Origin of the sequence: Legionella feeleii, assembly GCF_001467625.1 — a bacterium.
Classification (GTDB): domain Bacteria; phylum Pseudomonadota; class Gammaproteobacteria; order Legionellales; family Legionellaceae; genus Tatlockia; species Tatlockia feeleii.
Map to the genome: position 1 here is coordinate 46,372 of NZ_LNYB01000082.1, position 18,095 is coordinate 64,466.

Here is an 18,095-nt window from a genome sequence, read left to right on the forward strand (position 1 = left end):
TAGTCCGGCTGAAAGGTTTATAATCGCCCATTTTTAGTGAGGATTAAGCATGCGCCCCAGCAATCGTGAACCCAATCAATTACGTGCGATCAAAATCACTCGTAACTTTACCAGTCATGCCGAAGGCTCAGTCCTGGTTGAGTTTGGCGAGACTCGCGTTTTATGTAATGCCTCGGTTATTGATGGCGTACCTCGTTTTCTTAAAGGCAAAAACCAGGGCTGGATTACTGCTGAATATGGTATGTTGCCTCGCGCCACACACAGCCGGACAGAAAGGGAAGCCAGCAAAGGGAAGCAAGGTGGCAGGACACTTGAAATTCAGAGGCTCATCGGCCGCTCTTTACGCGCTTGCATCGATTTGAAAGTTTTGGGCGAAAACACCATTACCCTTGATTGTGATGTGATTCAGGCAGATGGCGGCACTCGTACCGCAGCAATTACTGGTGCCTGTGTAGCAATGAAAGACGCTCTTTCATGGATGGTGACAAGGGAAAAACTACGCAAAATGCCAGCATTTAATTACATTGCGGCTGTTTCCGTCGGCATTTACCGCGGCCAACCTGTCCTTGATTTAGATTATGCCGAAGATGTCCTGGCAGAAACCGACATGAATGTTGTGATGAATGAGGAAGGACAATTCATAGAGGTGCAAGGGACAGCAGAAGATAAGAGTTTTAGTCGTGATCAACTCAATAACATGTTGGCCTTGGCAGAAAATGGGATTGTTCAGCTGATCGAAATACAGAAAAACGCCTAACCCCCTATCCAGCAAAGGAGCAAGTGAAAAACTTGCTCCTTTCATCTCGAAGGCACCATCCATTAGCTTAGATAAACACCACCTTCCTGGATATGATGCGCGGCAATCAAATTAGCTCGCCATAGTTGCTTTAAATGTTGTTCTAGCGTTTGCATCCCCTTAGCCTGTCCAGTCTGCATAGAAGAGTACATTTGTGCGAGTTTATCTTCACGGATCAGATTACGGATAGCTGTATTACAAAGCATGATTTCAAAGGCAGCAATGCGGCCGCCCTTTATTTTTGGCAATAAATTTTGCGCAATAACGGCTTGCAAAGATTCCGCCAGCATCGAGCGTGCCAGTGATTTTTCCACGCCAGGAAACACATCAATTATACGGTGAATTGCCTTTACTGCAGAGTTCGTATGTAAAGTCGCAAACACCAAGTGACCTGTTTCAGCAGCAGTCATAGCCAGACGAATGGTTTCCAAATCACGCAACTCACCAACCAAAATAACATCGGGATCTTCCCTTAAGGCTGAGCGTAAAGCTGCATGGAAGCTGATTGTATCACGCCGAACCTGACGCTGGTTAACCAGGCACTTTTTACTTTGGTGGATGAATTCAATCGGATCTTCAATCGTAAGAATATGTTGCGAACGAACTGTATTGATGTGATCGATCAATGCAGCAGCCGTAGTACTCTTACCCGAACCGGTAGGCCCGGTAATTAATATCAAGCCACGAGAATAAAAAGCAATTTCAGTAAAAATCGGTGGTAGTTCTAGCTCCGCCATGCTGGGAACTCTTGATGGAATAACACGAAATACCGCTCCAGCACCCCGAGCTTGATGAAAGACATTCGCTCGAAAACGCGCCTGATCTGCAATTTCGAAAGCAAAATCAATGTCTTTATTTTGCCTGTAATCGTTTCGTTGCTCGGTAGTCATAGTATTGGAAAGGAGCTGACTAAGTTCTGGCTGCTCCAAGACTGGAAGTGTTGTCTGATGCAAAGTTCCATCTACACGAATCACAGGGGGTAACCCAGCTGATAAGTGTAAATCCGAGGCGTTGTTGTCTACTGCAAATATTAATAATTCCCTGATATCCATATCAATCCCTGTTTTTGCAACTCGTTATCCTGAGCTATCATGCAGAGTAACCCGGATTGTGTCTACCTAACTTTTGTTTTTAATCGAAACTCGCTTGACACCAATGGGGTAGCGTTTCGATCCCATTCTATTGTTAGACAGCACCATAATTTGCTACCTTTAGGCTTTTTGGGTTGCATTCAATCATGACCATTGGCGAACGTGTACATCAAATTCAAAAGCTCATCACTATAGCTGCTGAACGTTACGGGCGCGAAGCAAATACAGTAAAATTACTGGCTGTCAGCAAAGGTCAGTCAAGCGATGCAATTAAACAGGCATTTGAAGCAGGGATCAGTGATTTTGGTGAAAATTATTTACAGGAGGCACAAGTCAAAATGCGGGCCTTGTCTGATTTAGCAATTCACTGGCATTTCATCGGCCCCATTCAAAGCAATAAAACTCGGGCTATAGCGCAAGATTTTGCTTGGGTACATAGTGTCGGCCGCGAAGAAATTGCAATGATGCTGGCTAAATATCGTCCCGAACACCTGCCTCGACTTAATATTTGCCTGCAAATTAATCTGGATGGGGAAGAGAGTAAATCGGGTGTCAGCCCAACTCAGGCTGAAAAACTTGCTCTTTTTGTTAGTCAATTGCCCTCCTTGACATTGCGAGGATTAATGACCATTCCCCGTCCTCAAGACAACGCGCAGCAGCAATATGAGAGTTTTCTGCGTCTTGCTAGTTTATTATGTGATTTGAACAACAAGTTAAACCTATCCATGGATACCCTATCCATGGGAATGAGTGATGATTTTGAAGCAGCGATTCGTGCTGGTACTACTATAGTACGTATTGGCCGCGCTATCTTTGGTGAAAGACAAGGTTAACAGCGATGAAAATTAGTTTTATTGGTTTCGGCAACATGGCACAGACAATTGCGCATACTTTACGTAATAATCGAGATTACCAAATTTTTGCTGCCTCTCCTTCCCTTGCAAAAGGAATTAATGAAGATGGCTTTCACACTGACCATGATAATCTGGCAGTCATTAACAGTGCTGACGTCATTTTTTTAGCCGTTAAACCGGCGAACCTGAAAACTGTTTTAACCCAAATTAGCGCTCACCTGCCTCCCAACTGCTTACTGGTTTCCATTGCTGCAGGCATGAGCCTCTCCTGGTTAGCCCAATACTGCCCAACTAACCAAGCCATCGTCCGTAGTATGCCTAATATACCAATCGCTGTGGAGGAAGGAGCCACTCCCTTAATAGCGAATGATTATGTAACCAACAAACAGAAGCACCTAATTGAGCAACTTTTTCAAGCCACAGGCCTCACTACCTGGGTTACGAAAGAAAGCGATATGGATTCATTCACAGCATTATCCGGTAGTGGGCCGGCTTATGTCTTTCTTTTCATGGAAGCAATGATTAATGCGGCCAAAAAACTTGGACTCGATGAGAAAATTGCTCACACTTTCACCTTGCAAACAGTTCTTGGAGCCGCTCATTTGGCTAAAAATAATGCCCTTGAGCTGTCTGCTTTACGAAAAAAGGTCACCTCACCCTCTGGTACAACGGCCGCTGCACTCGATATACTGCGACAACAAGGATTCGAAGAGCTGATATTTCAGGCAATGAAAGCAGCTTGTGAACGCGCACAACAACTGGGATCCTAGTGATATTCGGCAACAAATCTATGCTATAAACACGCTAGGATAAATTTCTAATTAATATTTTTTGCGAGGATATGATGGCGGGACTGATAGCGGTTACCTATTTTCTGATCAGCCTATTTTTCAATTTGTTTTTGTTTGTTTTATGGTTGCGCCTTATTTTGCGTTACTTCCATGTAAGTAGCCTGCATCCTGTACACCAAGGGATAAACAAATTAACCGATCCATTGCTCGTCCCAATAGAGCGACTGATAGGAACAGATAAATTACCTGCAAGACAGCGCTATGACTGGGTCTGTCTTGGCCTACTAATTGTCGTTGAAATTATTAAATTTACAGTACTTGGCTTGCTTCTTTATAAAACCCTCATGCCAATATCCTATATTCTGTTATTTTCTGCGGCTGATTTTATTGTTCAACCCTGTAACCTGCTTTTCTATATGATTTTAATCCGGGTAGTTATGAGTTGGGTTAATCCAGCATGGCAACATCCTGTGAATGATATTATCAAGATGGTGACCGATCCTTTATTGGATTTAGGACGCCGTTTGGTACCTGATATTTCTGGTTTTGATTTTTCTCCTTTTATTGTTTTAATTATTTTAAAGGTGATTACCCTGTTCATGAGTGCATCAATGCCTTTACGACTGATTTAGCCCCGTTTTTAAACAGCAAAAATACATTGGGAGAGCTATACTTGAATCAGGTTGCAATCATTTTGGACACGCTTATGACTAGCCGACTCATAACTGCCTTAGGGATAGCCTCTTTTTCTTTATCTTTTAATGTGTTTGCTGCCGAATCTTTTTATTGTCCACAGAATGCGGGTTACATCAATATTGGTATGACAACAGACCAAGTGATGGCTGCTTGTGGGCAACCCTTAAGTAAACAGCAATTAAATCGTCCAGTCACTCAAAAAGTACCCATGCAACAACTCATGTTTAACAATCAGGGTAGTCAAACAGCCTTTTATGGTGTTTGGTCTGTCCCTGTGGGTACAAATAGCGGCGCACAATTGGAAGTTGATGTGATTGATAATAAAGTAAGTGCCATCCGTCTCAATGGTAATAGCAGCAATGCCTTTTCTATCTGTGGCGGCCGGAGTATTCAAGTGGGGGATCCCGTCACCTCCGTTTACAACGCCTGTGGTAATCCCTCCGTTGTCAACAATACCTTTATTAATCAACCCATCGTGAGTAATCAAAAACCAGAATTGTGGATTTATCAGCCTGGACAATACCAATCACCAATTAGCTTGACATTTGTTAACGGCAAATTACAATCCATCGATTAATTTACAGCGTGGAAATAACCATGAGTGAAACGATTGATGATTTAACAATTGCTTATAGTGAAGATGGAACGGAAACGACTCGCGAACTGGGAAAAGAGGTATTATCCAAAGGCGCCTGGACGACGATTATGTTCCGCTACCAGGATTGGGATAATAGTAAAAAAGAGTTTGGTCCAATCAAATACTCCATCAGACGTTATCAAAAACGCAATAACCAATACTGGATGAAATCCAAATTCAATATCTCCAGTGAAGAACAAGCGCGCAAAATTATTGATGTTTTGACCACCTGGTTAGCAGAGGATAAGTAATAACCATCGAAGACCCGAGACTTTTAACTTACTGCCTCGAAAGAGGCTGGGTTTCGAGAAATCCCTATTTTTTGAACAGAATTGTTTTAATTTTGATTTAAAATTCATTTCGTTACTGCACAGTCAAGAAACCAGCACTAACCAAGTCTAGCTTCTTTTCAAATAAGCTGTAAAATTACTCTCAAATATTATTATCAGTCTGTTAAATTAATTGGCTAAAAAAACTGTATCTTCTTTCTGGGTAAAGACATTTAAACTTATTTGAATTTCTCTGTACAGCATTGACGAAAAATAAAATAAATGTATAATTGCTAACCATAAATTCAATTTAGTTAACATATAGGAGTGGAAATGGGCGTCCTTAGTTTTTTCCAAAATGTAAAAATTTGTACAGGTCAAAAAACACCTGATGTAAAAAAGAATTTTTTCCAAAACTATGCAGATCACTTGGATTTTCTGGAAGAAGAGTTTAAGAAAAAAGGTGCAAAACTCATGGAAATGACCTTTGATGATGGTCTTGCTTTTTTATCTGACCAAGCATTAGAGCGTTTGAAGATTTTTGAAAGCTTACGTGATGGCCATGATTATTTTGATGAAGTCGTTGGTGCCACTGCCATACCGCTTATGAGTTTAGCCGTCGCAACCATAGCTACAGCAGCTGCTATTTGGGAAGGTGCTCAAGATTTGGCAATTCACACTGGTTTTATGAAGGCTAAAGACAAAGTTTCTCTCGATAAAGATTTGCAGACGTCTCATTATCTGTTGACCGCTGGCGCTGCCTTTTTATTGGCCGCAGCAAGTTTCCTTAAATCGGCTATTAGCCTGATTAGTCGACCTGTGGTTACTGCAATTCAAGGGTTTGATAAACAAGATGAAGTGCGCTTTTGTAACCAAAATGCTATGCTAGGCAATAAGTAAAATCTTAATCCTTGCCATGCAGTGACACTCTACTGCTGGCAAGGTGTTACCCCTCTCCAATTCAATTCTTTTAATTTCCATTCATTTTGGCAATTTACGAAAAGATACAGCAAGGCGATTCCAGCTATTTATGGTAATAATTGCCATCGTCAACTCGACCGTTTCCAACTCATTAAAACATTGGCGGACTTGTTGATAAGTCTCATCGTCAGCCTGTGTTTCTGATAATAAGGTAACGGATTCTGCCCAAGCCAGAGCTGCCCTCTCACGCTCAGTAAAAAAAGGCGATTCATGCCAAACAGCCACCGCATGTAAGCGGCGCTCTGCTTCACCTAACTTATGAGCCTCAGTAGTATGCATATCAACGCAGTAAGCGCAGCCATTGATTTGCGATACCCTTAATTTAACCAATTCTAATAAGGTTTTTTCCAAACTACTTTTGCTAACATGGCTCTCAAGATTGTAGAGGGCTTTGACCGCATCAGGAGAAACTTTATAATAATCAAGTCTCATGTCCATATTTTATCTCCCTATTAAAAGAATAACTCTTTTATAGTAGTAACAACTACCCTATTTTGTTAGTATCGAACGCTATTATTTTGTCTATTTGATGAGAATAAAATCATGAAAGAACAAATGCAGTTCCTGGTGAATCTTACTGAAGATCAGATTAAAAAATTTACACTTGAAGAAACAAATGACCATCTTGGAAAATTTCAAGCGCTTAATAAACTAGTCACTTCCATTTGGAGTCTTTTCGAATTATTCGAGCCAGGTGCTAGTAAGCAGCGAACACTAGAACTTATTAATAACCATGCCAGTGGTATCGTTATTGAACAGATGAAAAAACTCCAAGCACTCAGTAGTCAGTTGCAATTCTTCTCTTCTGAAAAATCATTGGTCAAGGAGGATGCTTTATCTAATTTCGAAAACTACCAGACCATGGCACGTAATTATCTGGCATACACGGAATACAAAACCCAATTAGATGATAAGCAAACATTAATTGAGACACGTAGACAATCACTTCTTCCCGAAGAGAATCCAGAACGTTGTACAATGTAGTAAGCCTAGCTAATCCACGAAGTTGATTAATGCGGTATTAGAAAATATCGCATTAATCGCTTTGTGCAGTCATTTTCCTAATTGATATCTATTAAACCTATACCTGATTACCGTTTTTTTGAATCTTCGTCCAAAGTGCTTTATAATCTACCGATCTATAGCTACTGGGTGCCCTCGGCATGAAATCTCGCTCCATTATCTTGCTCATGACACTCTTGGGCATCGTTTCAACATCTATCTTTATTTTTCAACACAAGAAAACGGTTAGTAACCCCATTCCTATGAATGCAATTGCCGTTGAAACGGCAGCGGTTACGGAAAAAGTCTTAGCAGAACAATTTGAAACCCTGGGCAGTCTTGCCAGTACCGATAACATCGATATCAGTTCCGAGCTAGCTGGACAAATTGCAGCAATTTATTTCAAACCAGGCGCTAGTGTAAAAAAAGGCACTCTTTTAATCCAGCTCGATAATACCGTTTTAAAAAGTGAATTGGCCAGTGCAGAAGCCAATCTCACCTTAAGTGAAACAAGCTACCAACGTATGAGTGAATTGGCCAAGCGTAAACTCGCCTCGGCACAAGCCTTGGACCAAGCCTTAGCTGATCTGCAGGAAAAGCAGAATACAGTGAAAGCTAAAAAGGCTCAATTGGAAAAACTAAGCCTTCGGGCTCCGTTTTCCGGGACGCTGGGCTCAAGACAAGTCAGTGTAGGGCAATATGTAAAAGTTGGCCAACCCCTGGTACATTTGGTCGCCAATCAAAAATTGCGAGTAGAATATAATCTGCCAGAGCGTTACTTACCCCGTTTACAAGAGGGACAAAAAGTAAGTGTGGTTTCTGATGCTTTTCCTAAAAAAGTTTTTCAAGGCGTGGTTAATTACATTGATCCGGCAGTTGACCGCGAAACACGAACTATCGCTGTTGAAGCCTTGATCGATAATCCGCAACGCATACTATCTGCGGGCTTGTTTGTGCGAGTCAGCCACCAGTTTGGTGAAAAGAAAAAACGTCTTCTGGTTCCCGAAGAAAGCCTGATCCCGACGATCCATGGTCAAAAAATCTTTGTATTACGCGATGATATAGCCGTCGCTGTCCCTGTTGAAACAGGCGCACATCATGCCTCGATGACCGAGATTTGCAGTGGCTTGCAAGCCGATGATATCGTTATCGTGCGAGGTCAACACAAGCTCAAGGAAGGAAGTCACGTCATTGATATTCATGAAGGGTAGGAAATAGAGTGAATTTTTCCAAACGTTGCATTCAACGCCCCGTTTTTACAATTGTTTTTACTTTACTGATGGTTATTGCCGGTTTGATTCATTTCAACAAATTGCCGGTAAGACATTTACCCAACATTGATAAACCCATTGTCCATATTTCTACTGAATATGATGGGGCAAGTCCTGAATTAGTAGAAAAAGAAATTACTATTCCGATTGAAAATGCCTTGTCAGGTATATCAGGCGTTGACTCGCTACGCTCCACCAGCATGTTGGGTAAAAGCCGGGTTAATATTGATTTTCAACTGGGCGTTGATATCAATGAGGTTGTTAGCGATATCCGTAACAAAATGTCGGCGATCCAGGCAAAACTCCCCAAAGATAGCCATGCACCGGTCGTCAGTAAAAACGACGCTGATGCAAATCCTGTTGCCGTCATTGGCTTTCATGATAAAACAAAAGACTCCCTTGAAATCACCGATTATGTCTCCCGTCACATCAAACCCAGGCTACAAGAAATTAAAGGGGTCGGAGAGGTAACCTATCATGGTGGACGAGATTACGCTGTTAAAATTGCCCTCGATCCGGTAAAAATGGCAGCCCGCAGAGTCACTGTTGCGGAAGTTAAAAATGCACTTACCCAGCAAAATCTCGACATTCCAAGCGGTCAAATTAAAAGCACTAACCGTTATTATACGGTAGTCACTCATGCACGTTTGCAAGATGCTAAACATTTTGCTGATCTCGTCATTGCCAATCGTAATAATCAACTCATCCGTCTGGCCGAAGTGGCAACCGTTTCGGTAGGCAGTGAAAATGAAGATAATTTACTCCGCATTAATGGTAAATCTGCAGTTGGACTAGCTATCCTTGCGCAATCAACTGCAAATCCCGTCGACGTGGCAGCAGCCGTTAAAAAAACATTGGTTTCCTTGCAGCAAACCTTGCCGCCAGGTTTTAGCATTCAACTGGTTTTTGATTCAACCAATTTTATTAAACGTTCTATCCATGAAGTCTATAAAACGTTTATTGAAGCTATTTTATTTGTTGGACTGGTGGTTTTCCTTTTCCTGGGTAATTTGCGCGCGGCGATGATTCCCATCATTACTATTCCTATCTGTCTGGTAACTGCTTTCTGGCCTATGTACTGGCTGGGTTTTGAATTAAATACGATTACTTTACTGGCAATGGTATTGGCAATTGGCCTGGTAGTTGATGACGCCATTGTTGTACTCGAAAATTGCCACCGCCATATGCAGGCAGGATTATCTGCCATGCAAGCAGCAATAAAAGGGAGTACAGAAATCGTTTTTGTTGTCTTGGCAATGACAATCACCCTGGCAGCAGTTTATGCCCCTATGGGCTTTGTTGCCGGTTTTACTGGCAAACTGTTCCTGCAATTCGGAACCACACTGGCTTTAACAGTGATTATCTCCGGTATTGTTGCTTTAAGTTTATCACCCATGATGTGTTCAAGGCTTTTACGGCATCAAGAAGGCCGCTACAGCCTGTGGTTAGACAAACAATTTGAAAAACTAAGCACTCGTTATCATCAAAGTTTGTTTGCCGTACTTAAGCAACCTTCACGCCTTGGTATTTTAGTTTTCTGTTCTTGTCTCATTGGCTTGTTTTGCTATCTACGCCTGGGTGCGGAACTTGCTCCCACGGAAGATCAATCGTATATCATAGCCCCTATCTCTTCGCCGACTAATGCCAGCACGTCTTATACTGATCAATACAGTCGTGAACTAGAGGCTGTTTATGAAACAATTCCTGAGAAAGTAGTCTATCTTACTTCAGTAAAACCCTCATCGGCCTTTACTCTCCTAAAATTAGCCCCCTGGAATGAACGGCATCGAAGTCAAAGAGAAATAAGTAATGAGCTTAGCGAGAAAATGCAAAAAATTACTGGTATCAATGTTTTTCCCGCAAGTCCTAACCCCTTGGGCCATCGAGGCGGAGGAGGAGTTAATAGTCAGTTTAGTATGGCCCTTTTAGGGAATACCTCCTACCTACGGTTAAACCAAATTGCTAACGACATTACCAAATCCCTTTCTGAGGACTCGCGCTTCAGGCATGTGAAAAATAATTTAGCCTTGGATAGCGAACAGATTGATGTTGAAATTGATCGGCAATTAGCGGCTGATCTGAATGTGAATCTTGCGGACGTGGCAGAATTACTTTCTACAATGCTGGGAGGTAGTAACCCGGTTAATTTTAATTACGACGGTCAAGCCTACAAAGTGATACTACAGCTACAACAGACTGAGCGCCGTGACATTTCTGTATTAAACAAACTTTATGTCCAAAGCGGGCGTGGACGCATGATCCCTTTATCAACCCTGATTCAGATAAAAAATACCATTGGTCCAGACAGTCTCCCCCACCTAAATCGTTTACGTACGGCGAATATAACTGCGGAACTGGCTCCTGGTGCTCATTTAAATGAAGTAATCACCAAGGTAAAAAGACTGTTGAAGGAAAAATTACCAGAGGATATTCAATACCACTTTACCGGTACAGTAAAAGACTATCTCGAATCATCAGGCAGTAGCTTATACGCTTTTTTACTAGCCCTTTTATTTATTTATCTTGTGTTAGCTGCACAATTTGAAAGTTTTATTGACCCTCTCATTGTACTTTTTAGTGTTCCTTTATGCCTGGTCGGAGCGGTTATTGCGCTGTATCTGTTTGGTGGTTCCTTATCAATCTATAGTAATATTGGGATGGTGACCCTTATCGGTTTGATTACCAAACACGGAATCATGATTACAGAGTTTGCCAATCAACAACTCAAACTTGGTCATGATCGATTAAATGCAGTCATGCAAAGTGCTCGCATTCGATTACGCCCTATATTAATGACTACTCTGGCAATGGTTCTGGGAGCTCTGCCTTTGGCATTAGCTTCTGGTGCAGGTAGTGAAAGCCGTGAGCAACTCGGTTTAGTGATTCTTGGGGGTATGGTGGTAGGTACCTTTTTCTCTTTGTATGTAGTCCCTCTAGCCTACCTATTGATCAGCAAATCCAGGGTAAAAATCCAAAACCATACTCAGGAAACAAGTCACAGCCAAACCAAGCTTTTACTCCCTGAATAAACTTTATGTAGAAAAAGCTCCCTGTGAATGATAAAGATCCCTGCTTCTTAAGAAGCAAAATTGTAGTTATATAATCTCTTTCTGTGCTGTTTATATCGCTTTTCTATAAAATTGTTAAATTTAACTATAATTAATTTGTGCTTCTTTAAATGGAGATGATGGGTTTTTTAAATGCGAAACAGTAAATGAAGAAGAAGCAGAAAAGCGGCGTTATCAAGATTTTTAAGAGAAAGTCTCCATCCCCCGCCCTGAAGATGAATTTCAAGCAATGACTTCTTCCTACTTCCATTTACTTGCGTCTTTAAAAGGAATGGCTGAAAGTGCTGGCGAGGGCTCCGTTGTTTTAGCCGAGGGTCCAACAGCGAGCAGCAAATCCCATCCTACTTAAAAAATATTGCACAGGATAAAGAAGTTACTATTTTGCTAATTGACGCGAATTTTTGCACCGAAAAGCAGCTTAAAATTTTGATAAATCAACATGAGCTTGAAAGGAAGGATAGTACGGATAGAGTCTTTAAACCAAGAGAGAACCCTAATGTAAGCGTTGAAATTTTTGGTTGTATTATTGATGACCGGCCAGACTCGTTAATATGCCAAACAATGGCTGAAGCGATTACCTCTATACTGAAAAAAGAGGGACGAGTTTTTATAGCCAATCATACCCAAGCTTATTCACTTGAAGATATTCCAGGTATTGCTGAGCTAGCAAATCGAATCAAAGCAGACTATCCCAAAACCCTCCAAGTATATACACAAGAGGGCATGGGAAGTGTAAGATATTATACCGATAAGTTGATAAACTATCACAATGATGGCTATGGCATGCCCGATAATGGTACTTTCAAAACCTGGCCCAAACTTAGTGACCTGCAAGAGATCGATGCATTTAAACCCAACATTAAATTGAGTTTTGGCTTGCATTCGGGCTGAAGTAGTCAACGTCATGTTGACTACAGTGAGAGGTTGCCGCCATAGACTGGGAGTCTCCTCTCATTGTTTGGATAATGGTTTAGTGCTTGGGCAAAATCTTCACATTAGGGTCTTTAGAGTAGGCGTTCAATATATCAACGACCAGTTGCTCCACAACGCTGGATTTTGCATCCTCCTCAATGAGGCCAGTTTGCTCTCTCATCGCAGCCAATCTGGCTTCAATTTCTCTTGCAACAGAGCCATTGGGGAACATCGCAGCTAACAATCTTCTTGCTTCCCCAGGACCTAAGTGACGATACAATTGATTCCGAACTGCCGCGTCCTCTGCTGTGGTACTAAACGCCCACAACTCGACAGGTCCCAAAGTCAGAGTCAGTAATTGCACGTTAACACCATTCTTGGTTGCATATTGCACGAGGAAGGTTGCCCCCCCTTGGCGAGGACCATGTACCCGGGTACGCAATGCAACTTTGGCTGTATTCGACAAACCGAAGATCTGACTGGTCTTTTCTACTGCCTGTGATGGGCCCGCATCCATCACATAAATTGCGGTACTGAAATCGATCATTACTGCATCAAAGTCATCAACTGATTGCGATAGCAAAGCAATTTGTACCTTCCATTTACGACCCTCACGCATGTCGATAATGACCTGATCGCGAACTGCCGAGGATTTGGCAGTACGGTGGAATTCGTCATAAACAATCCGTTTAGGATCTTCCCTAATTTCTAAGACCCGTTCTTTATGATATTCCTTATACTGCTCAGGAATATTGGTCAAGCTTTCCTCGGTCAAGTAATAATGTCGTGCAAGTACATAACGCGCTAACATATACATAACCGAAGTCTGGCGATCGGCAGCGTCTCCCCCACTCTTGGCAACCTCATCCAAATCGAGGGACACAACACGCGCATCTCCAATATCAAAGCTTGTTACCCTTGATAGAATTGAATATTCACGAACCGCACCAGAAATCATACGAGAAAACGCATTAATCAATGATTCACCTGTTGGCGCAGTTACTTTTTCATATAAATCCTCAATAGAGGGTGTACGACAGATTGAGGCGGCATCTGCAAGTAAGGGCATTGCATAACGTTGTGCCAACATAGCCTCATGGATAAAACCTGCTGAATAAAGGGAATCGGTTACTTCCCACCAGGTTGATTTTGAATCCCGAACAAAACCAATTTCCTCTAAAATACTGTCAATAAACTCTTCCACACCCGGCGAATAGGGGGTGGGGTTAAATTCATCCGCTAAACTTTTATATAATTCATCGACGACCATACCTGCCAAATCAGGCATACCATCATAAGGTTTAGCAGCACCTAACGGGGTGGTTAGCAGCGTTAAGAAGTTAACCAAGAATGAACGCTCAATCGCTGTCGGGTAGCGGCAACCTAACTGGGTATCGAAAGGATTAATTGAATAATCAGGCGTCATGCGTAAGCGATGATAGGCTACTAAATGGCGTTTAGATGCAGGCAACGCCTCTTTAAGAAGCGATATGAGTCCGCTACTTGAAGGGCCAATATCAATAATAGCTATCCGAGGTAAGCGAGTTAGCCCCCCTGATAGGCAAAGTGCCAAATTCATCGCATTCGATAATACTGACTTACCAGAACCAGGACGAGCATATACCAAATCAATCCAGGTAGTTTGTTGGGTCGAGCCAGGCTGAAATGGCCAGGGCTTTCCATCGGGTGTACGAAATAACAAGGCGCCATGTTCCCAGGGAGATGCAGGCCGTGTAATCGGTAACATGCTGATCACGTCTGATAATGGAGCAACAGAAGGCACGGCAGTGCTATTGAGTGTTGTGGCCAGCATACTGGAAACAAACCCCGCAAAAGGATCGCCGCAGATTTCAGATACGTCAGTTGAACCCCATCCTTCTATCGCTTTAACCAGTTCCGAACTACGTCGTCGCAATAAGGCAAGCTCGCCTTCTGGAGCCCAGGTAGCAGCGACTACCCGCAAGCGTATGATGGAATCATCCGTATTGAGCTGTAAATATTTTAATAAGTTTACCGAATCACTGATTAATCTATTTTGAGCAGAAGAAAAGCTGAGGATCGCAGACAATAACCCTTTAAGTTTGATGGTACCTAATCCTTCGCTCTCTATTAAAAAGGATATTCTCCATGGAATATGAGATGGTAAAATACGGGCAAACAAATTAATAAACGGCCTAATATCTTTGGGGAATAAATCAATAAAAACAGAAGAATAGATTTTATTCCCAACCCTTACTGTGCGTAGATCGAGTGCTTCCGCATCACGTGGAAGTACTTGTTTTGCTAAAGAGGGCCATAACAAATCGGAGGGGTCACCATCAAAATTATTCACCTCACGTGGGATTATCTTATCGCCAGGAAGTGTCGCCTGCCAATCATCAGCTGTAAAATCAGGATCTGCAGTCATACGGATAGCGTGCACTGCATCATGAACTTCGACCAATTTTGCATAAATATTAAGCGCATCAAGATCGTTAAGTATGGAACGCACATAGGCATCATGCGTATCACGTAACTCTGGAATAGCGGCATAAATAGTCTGGGTATTTTTAAAAGGCGGCGCTTTGGTGTCTTTCAGCATTTTCATTTTAGCTTTATTTGCCGCCTTTAATTGTTCTTGCGATAAATTATAAGGACGCGTGTAAAGAACAAAATATAACCGTTCTTCAGCACAATATTGAGCCAGAAAATTAACCCGTTCACTGAATAAATCGTCAAGGCTCAGTTCCAAACGCTTTGCAGTTGCATCAGCGGGCGCGTAAATGTCCTGGATAAGTTTTCTTATATTTTGTTTGTCATGGCTAAAATAGACTTGCAGGGCATGGCCTGGTCTGCCCATAGCAGCCTGAAACGCATTACTCAAACCCTCAACCAGGCGATCAAATTCTTCGGCACCGGCAAGCGCAGTAACCCCTTCAATTTTCAGAATAGACAATAAAGCACCGTCATGGTTAACCAGGACAGTTGGACTATCAGCAGTTTCCAAATCGCAATAAGACTCGGTTGTTTGCTTCAATGAAGTACTTAACCAGGCAAAAAAGGTATCAACACCTTCAAAAAATGATTCTGACCAGTTCCCCATGCCATTTCCCTACCATTAAACGAATATTTCAATGAACCCTACAAATTTAACCTTTATGCAATTAAGCTGACTACTTATTTCTGTTCTGTAATTTCTTCTAAGGCACTTGCAGCCCATCGCTCGATTTGTTTGCGGAATTTAGCTCTGGAAGGCAATAAGCGAATGTTTTTAAAAAGGCTTTCAGAGACATCCTTTGATGTAATATTCGAATCAATAATTAATTGGCCAAATATCGCTGGATCACTGGTTCCTTCACCATACTTTTCTTCCACAACCTGAGAGCGAAATTTAAAACTGCGATAAATATTTTGCGCACTCGATTTGTATCCTGTGTCATTAGTAATTGCACAAAAAAGAACGTGACAAAGACTGTTTAATTCTGGCTGACTTAGTTCAGGAAGATAAATTAATGTGCCGCCACCATAGCCACCAACACCAACTGACTCAACAAAAAAACATTGGGCACAAAAACAGCAGGCTGTTACAAGATTAGATAATCGGTTATTAGAAAAATCATGATCAAGGTTCACAACTTCTTGATATAACCTTGCCTGAAAACCGCAAAACTGACAGGTATAGCGATCACGCTGAAAAACCTTAAGTTCATAGGCTTTAAAACGCTCATCCGCCTTTCTGGCTGAATACAGACGCCATGAGCCAGGACTCGCTACAAGCTTTAAAGTCGTATTACGCCCCTGGTTCTCAGCCATGTGACTATGCTCTCAATAATTAGCAATAATTAATAACAAAATCAGGAAGCAAAACCTGCCTTCCTGATTTCTAAAAATAAATTGAACGTTTAACCACCACTGCCACTGAAAATTGTACCAGTAGGACCAGCAGTTGAACCACCAGAACCACCAAACATGGTAGCACCGGCCACACCGAGAATGGAGGGCAGGAATAATAACGCTGCCGCAATAAAAACCAATGCGATAGGTGTACCAATTGGAATCTGGGTAGGGTTATCTTTATGCTGCTTAAATTTCATAATGGCGCCGATAGAAAAACCTAGCCCCGCCAAGTACGAGCCTGCAGTAATTAATTTAGCCAGGTTTGTAAATGATGCAGTAATTTGTGAGGCCATACCGCCAATAGTGCTAGTAGTGGCAGCTGCCTCCCCGGCAATAATCAATAAACCAATACAAGCTGTGTACATCAATAGGCGTTTTTTATTACTACGCTTTTTATTTAATGTTACTGGCTTCTTCACTTTAATGTCTCCTAATTATTAACCACCCGTACCATATAATGTATTATTGATGATTTGTAGCGTTGCTACAACATTCATCGCCAAAATACCACCAAAAACATGCATCAGCCCTTTCCCTGTCCCCCCCGGAGGTTGGCCTTGTGAAGCAGAACGAGCTATCAATACCCAGCCCCTCACAAACGCAATGACTCCTATTACCTGGATTATAACAGATAGCGCCCAACCTGCCTGGTTGCCCGGGCCAAACAGACTGCCAATCAACGGATTATTACTGTTCACCGGTGCATACTGTAAAATATTCGAAGAGCCAAAAGTAGTATTTAACATAATAGCCATTCCCGTCGGGAAATAAATTAACATTCCTGCTACTATGAGATAAATTACTGGCTCCTTTATACTGGTATTACTCGACATCATTGTCCTGGCTTCGCCGTACATCTTCAAACTGTAAATGGCTTTAAAAGCGAATGCCAAGCCGATTACATAAGCGGCTCCTGTTACCATCCGCTCGACAGGGAGCAAATTAGTTGCAAGATTAGTTAAAACATCGACTTGACTTGCTATCCAAGAATTACTAGTTCCTGACATATTTATTTGCCTCAACTATCTTGCTGACTGAACCTTATTACTTGACCTGAACTGGTTATTACACGTCCCTGACGTGCATCAATCAGCTTAACTACACCATAACCAGCTATTTGTGATCCTTCTCTAACAGTAAGTGTAGACCCATTTGTTGCAATTAACCATGCCCTGCCAGGTATTACTGCTTGAATATAGAAAACAGGTCGTGGGGGCCCCTTATGAACTATACGGGGCACAGGTTTTGGAGCAGTTCTGGTTGTTAATATGTCAATTTGATTCGACTGCTGATCTACTTTAGCTGCCAGGGTAGTTAGCATTTGATTAAGATCAGCTATCTTGCTGGCTAATTCATTGACATTGCTATTAATACCACTTAACTGATCGTTCAGCGCATTTACTTCAGACCGCAGATTTTGTTGACTTAATTCCAAAGCAGACAATTTTTGAGTGATTTGTGTATTATCAGGCCCAGTCTGTACTGGCGGAGTCGGAGGCGTAACAGGCTGTACTGGCGCAGTAACAACTGGCTGTGTTGGAGTCGGCTGAGGCGTTGCTGTTGTTATTGGTGGAACGGTTGTTGTCTCTGCATCAGTTGTTTTGCCAGAGAATAACATCCCCCAAAATTCATAAGTAAGCATGATGACAATCACAATACCAACAACAATTAACGCATTTCGCCTAATATCTTTTCTGCCACCGCTATTAAACTGTTTTTTCTCCGCGCCAGCTGCTTCTGAAGAAACTGCATCTCCATCCGATGAATCCGGACTTATTACATCCAGATCAGCAAACTGATATTCATCGCTATATTCATCTTTGTCGTCTGCCATTTTTTACCTGCTCATCA

The 18,095-nt window shown here is 42.0% G+C and carries 18 protein-coding genes; 11 read left to right on the forward strand and 7 right to left on the reverse strand.

Features of this window, described 5'->3' with window-relative positions:
- The first annotated feature begins 49 nt into the window (after positions 1–49).
- Positions 50–757: a ribonuclease PH gene (gene rph / locus Lfee_RS11425; protein WP_058446922.1), complete on the forward strand. Its 708-nt coding sequence runs from the start codon at positions 50–52 to the stop codon at positions 755–757.
- A gap of 62 nt (positions 758–819) precedes the next feature.
- Here rph and Lfee_RS11430 read toward each other — a convergent pair whose 3' ends face one another.
- A complete protein-coding gene (locus Lfee_RS11430; RefSeq protein ID WP_058446924.1) occupies positions 820–1,848 on the reverse strand; it encodes a type IV pilus twitching motility protein PilT in 1,029 nt (342 codons plus the stop codon).
- Positions 1,849–2,033: 185 nt separating this feature from the next.
- Between Lfee_RS11430 and Lfee_RS11435 the strand changes: the two genes are divergently transcribed.
- The 6 genes from Lfee_RS11435 (at position 2,034) to Lfee_RS11460 (ending at position 6,034) form a co-directional block, all read left to right on the forward strand.
- The gene (locus tag Lfee_RS11435) at positions 2,034–2,720 is read left to right on the forward strand and encodes a YggS family pyridoxal phosphate-dependent enzyme (RefSeq protein WP_058446926.1); all 687 of its coding nucleotides are present in this window, start codon (positions 2,034–2,036) and stop codon (positions 2,718–2,720) included.
- A 5-nt stretch (positions 2,721–2,725) separates the two neighbouring features.
- The gene (proC, locus tag Lfee_RS11440; RefSeq protein ID WP_058446928.1) at positions 2,726–3,511 is read left to right on the forward strand and encodes a pyrroline-5-carboxylate reductase; all 786 of its coding nucleotides are present in this window, start codon (positions 2,726–2,728) and stop codon (positions 3,509–3,511) included.
- Between the two features lie 74 nt (positions 3,512–3,585).
- Entirely contained in the window at positions 3,586–4,164 is a 579-nt protein-coding gene (locus Lfee_RS11445; RefSeq protein ID WP_058446930.1) for a YggT family protein, read from the forward strand.
- Between the two features lie 74 nt (positions 4,165–4,238).
- Complete coding sequence (locus Lfee_RS11450) at positions 4,239–4,805, forward strand: DUF2845 domain-containing protein (protein WP_058447168.1); 567 nt, start codon at positions 4,239–4,241, stop codon at positions 4,803–4,805.
- A 20-nt stretch (positions 4,806–4,825) separates the two neighbouring features.
- Positions 4,826–5,116, forward strand: coding sequence for a hypothetical protein (locus tag Lfee_RS11455; RefSeq protein ID WP_058446931.1), 291 nt, complete (start codon positions 4,826–4,828; stop codon positions 5,114–5,116).
- Between the two features lie 351 nt (positions 5,117–5,467).
- Positions 5,468–6,034, forward strand: coding sequence for a hypothetical protein (locus Lfee_RS11460; RefSeq protein ID WP_058446933.1), 567 nt, complete (start codon positions 5,468–5,470; stop codon positions 6,032–6,034).
- 81 nt (positions 6,035–6,115) lie between these two features.
- Here the strand turns inward: Lfee_RS11460 and Lfee_RS11465 are convergent, their stop codons facing one another.
- Positions 6,116–6,553 carry a carboxymuconolactone decarboxylase family protein gene (locus Lfee_RS11465; protein WP_058446935.1) on the reverse strand — a complete coding sequence of 146 codons (438 nt, stop codon included), beginning with the start codon at positions 6,551–6,553 and terminating at the stop codon, positions 6,116–6,118.
- Positions 6,554–6,658: 105 nt separating this feature from the next.
- Between Lfee_RS11465 and Lfee_RS11470 the strand changes: the two genes are divergently transcribed.
- The 4 genes from Lfee_RS11470 to Lfee_RS11485 all read left to right on the forward strand — a co-directional run bounded on the left by Lfee_RS11470 (position 6,659) and on the right by Lfee_RS11485 (position 12,347).
- Positions 6,659–7,099 carry a hypothetical protein gene (locus Lfee_RS11470; RefSeq protein ID WP_058446937.1) on the forward strand — a complete coding sequence of 147 codons (441 nt, stop codon included), beginning with the start codon at positions 6,659–6,661 and terminating at the stop codon, positions 7,097–7,099.
- A 179-nt stretch (positions 7,100–7,278) separates the two neighbouring features.
- Complete coding sequence (locus Lfee_RS11475) at positions 7,279–8,328, forward strand: efflux RND transporter periplasmic adaptor subunit (protein ID WP_058446939.1); 1,050 nt, start codon at positions 7,279–7,281, stop codon at positions 8,326–8,328.
- Positions 8,329–8,336: 8 nt separating this feature from the next.
- Positions 8,337–11,417 (forward strand): efflux RND transporter permease subunit, encoded by a 3,081-nt coding sequence (locus tag Lfee_RS11480; RefSeq protein ID WP_058446941.1) that lies wholly within the window; start codon positions 8,337–8,339, stop codon positions 11,415–11,417.
- A 465-nt stretch (positions 11,418–11,882) separates the two neighbouring features.
- On the forward strand, positions 11,883–12,347 hold the full coding sequence (locus tag Lfee_RS11485; protein WP_131753161.1) for a hypothetical protein: 465 nt from the start codon (positions 11,883–11,885) through the stop codon (positions 12,345–12,347).
- 79 nt (positions 12,348–12,426) lie between these two features.
- Here Lfee_RS11485 and Lfee_RS11490 read toward each other — a convergent pair whose 3' ends face one another.
- From Lfee_RS11490 to icmG, 5 genes are all read right to left on the reverse strand, one after another.
- Complete coding sequence (locus Lfee_RS11490; protein WP_058446950.1) at positions 12,427–15,450, reverse strand: type IV secretion protein IcmB; 3,024 nt, start codon at positions 15,448–15,450, stop codon at positions 12,427–12,429.
- A gap of 74 nt (positions 15,451–15,524) precedes the next feature.
- On the reverse strand, positions 15,525–16,160 hold the full coding sequence (gene icmJ / locus Lfee_RS11495) for a type IVB secretion system protein IcmJDotN (protein ID WP_058446952.1): 636 nt from the start codon (positions 16,158–16,160) through the stop codon (positions 15,525–15,527).
- 89 nt (positions 16,161–16,249) lie between these two features.
- Entirely contained in the window at positions 16,250–16,609 is a 360-nt protein-coding gene (locus Lfee_RS11500; RefSeq protein ID WP_058447170.1) for a hypothetical protein, read from the reverse strand.
- 72 nt (positions 16,610–16,681) lie between these two features.
- The gene (locus tag Lfee_RS11505) at positions 16,682–17,251 is read right to left on the reverse strand and encodes a hypothetical protein (protein WP_058446955.1); all 570 of its coding nucleotides are present in this window, start codon (positions 17,249–17,251) and stop codon (positions 16,682–16,684) included.
- Between the two features lie 11 nt (positions 17,252–17,262).
- Positions 17,263–18,078: a type IVB secretion system protein IcmG/DotF gene (icmG, locus tag Lfee_RS11510; protein ID WP_058446957.1), complete on the reverse strand. Its 816-nt coding sequence runs from the start codon at positions 18,076–18,078 to the stop codon at positions 17,263–17,265.
- Positions 18,079–18,095 lie beyond the last annotated feature (17 nt).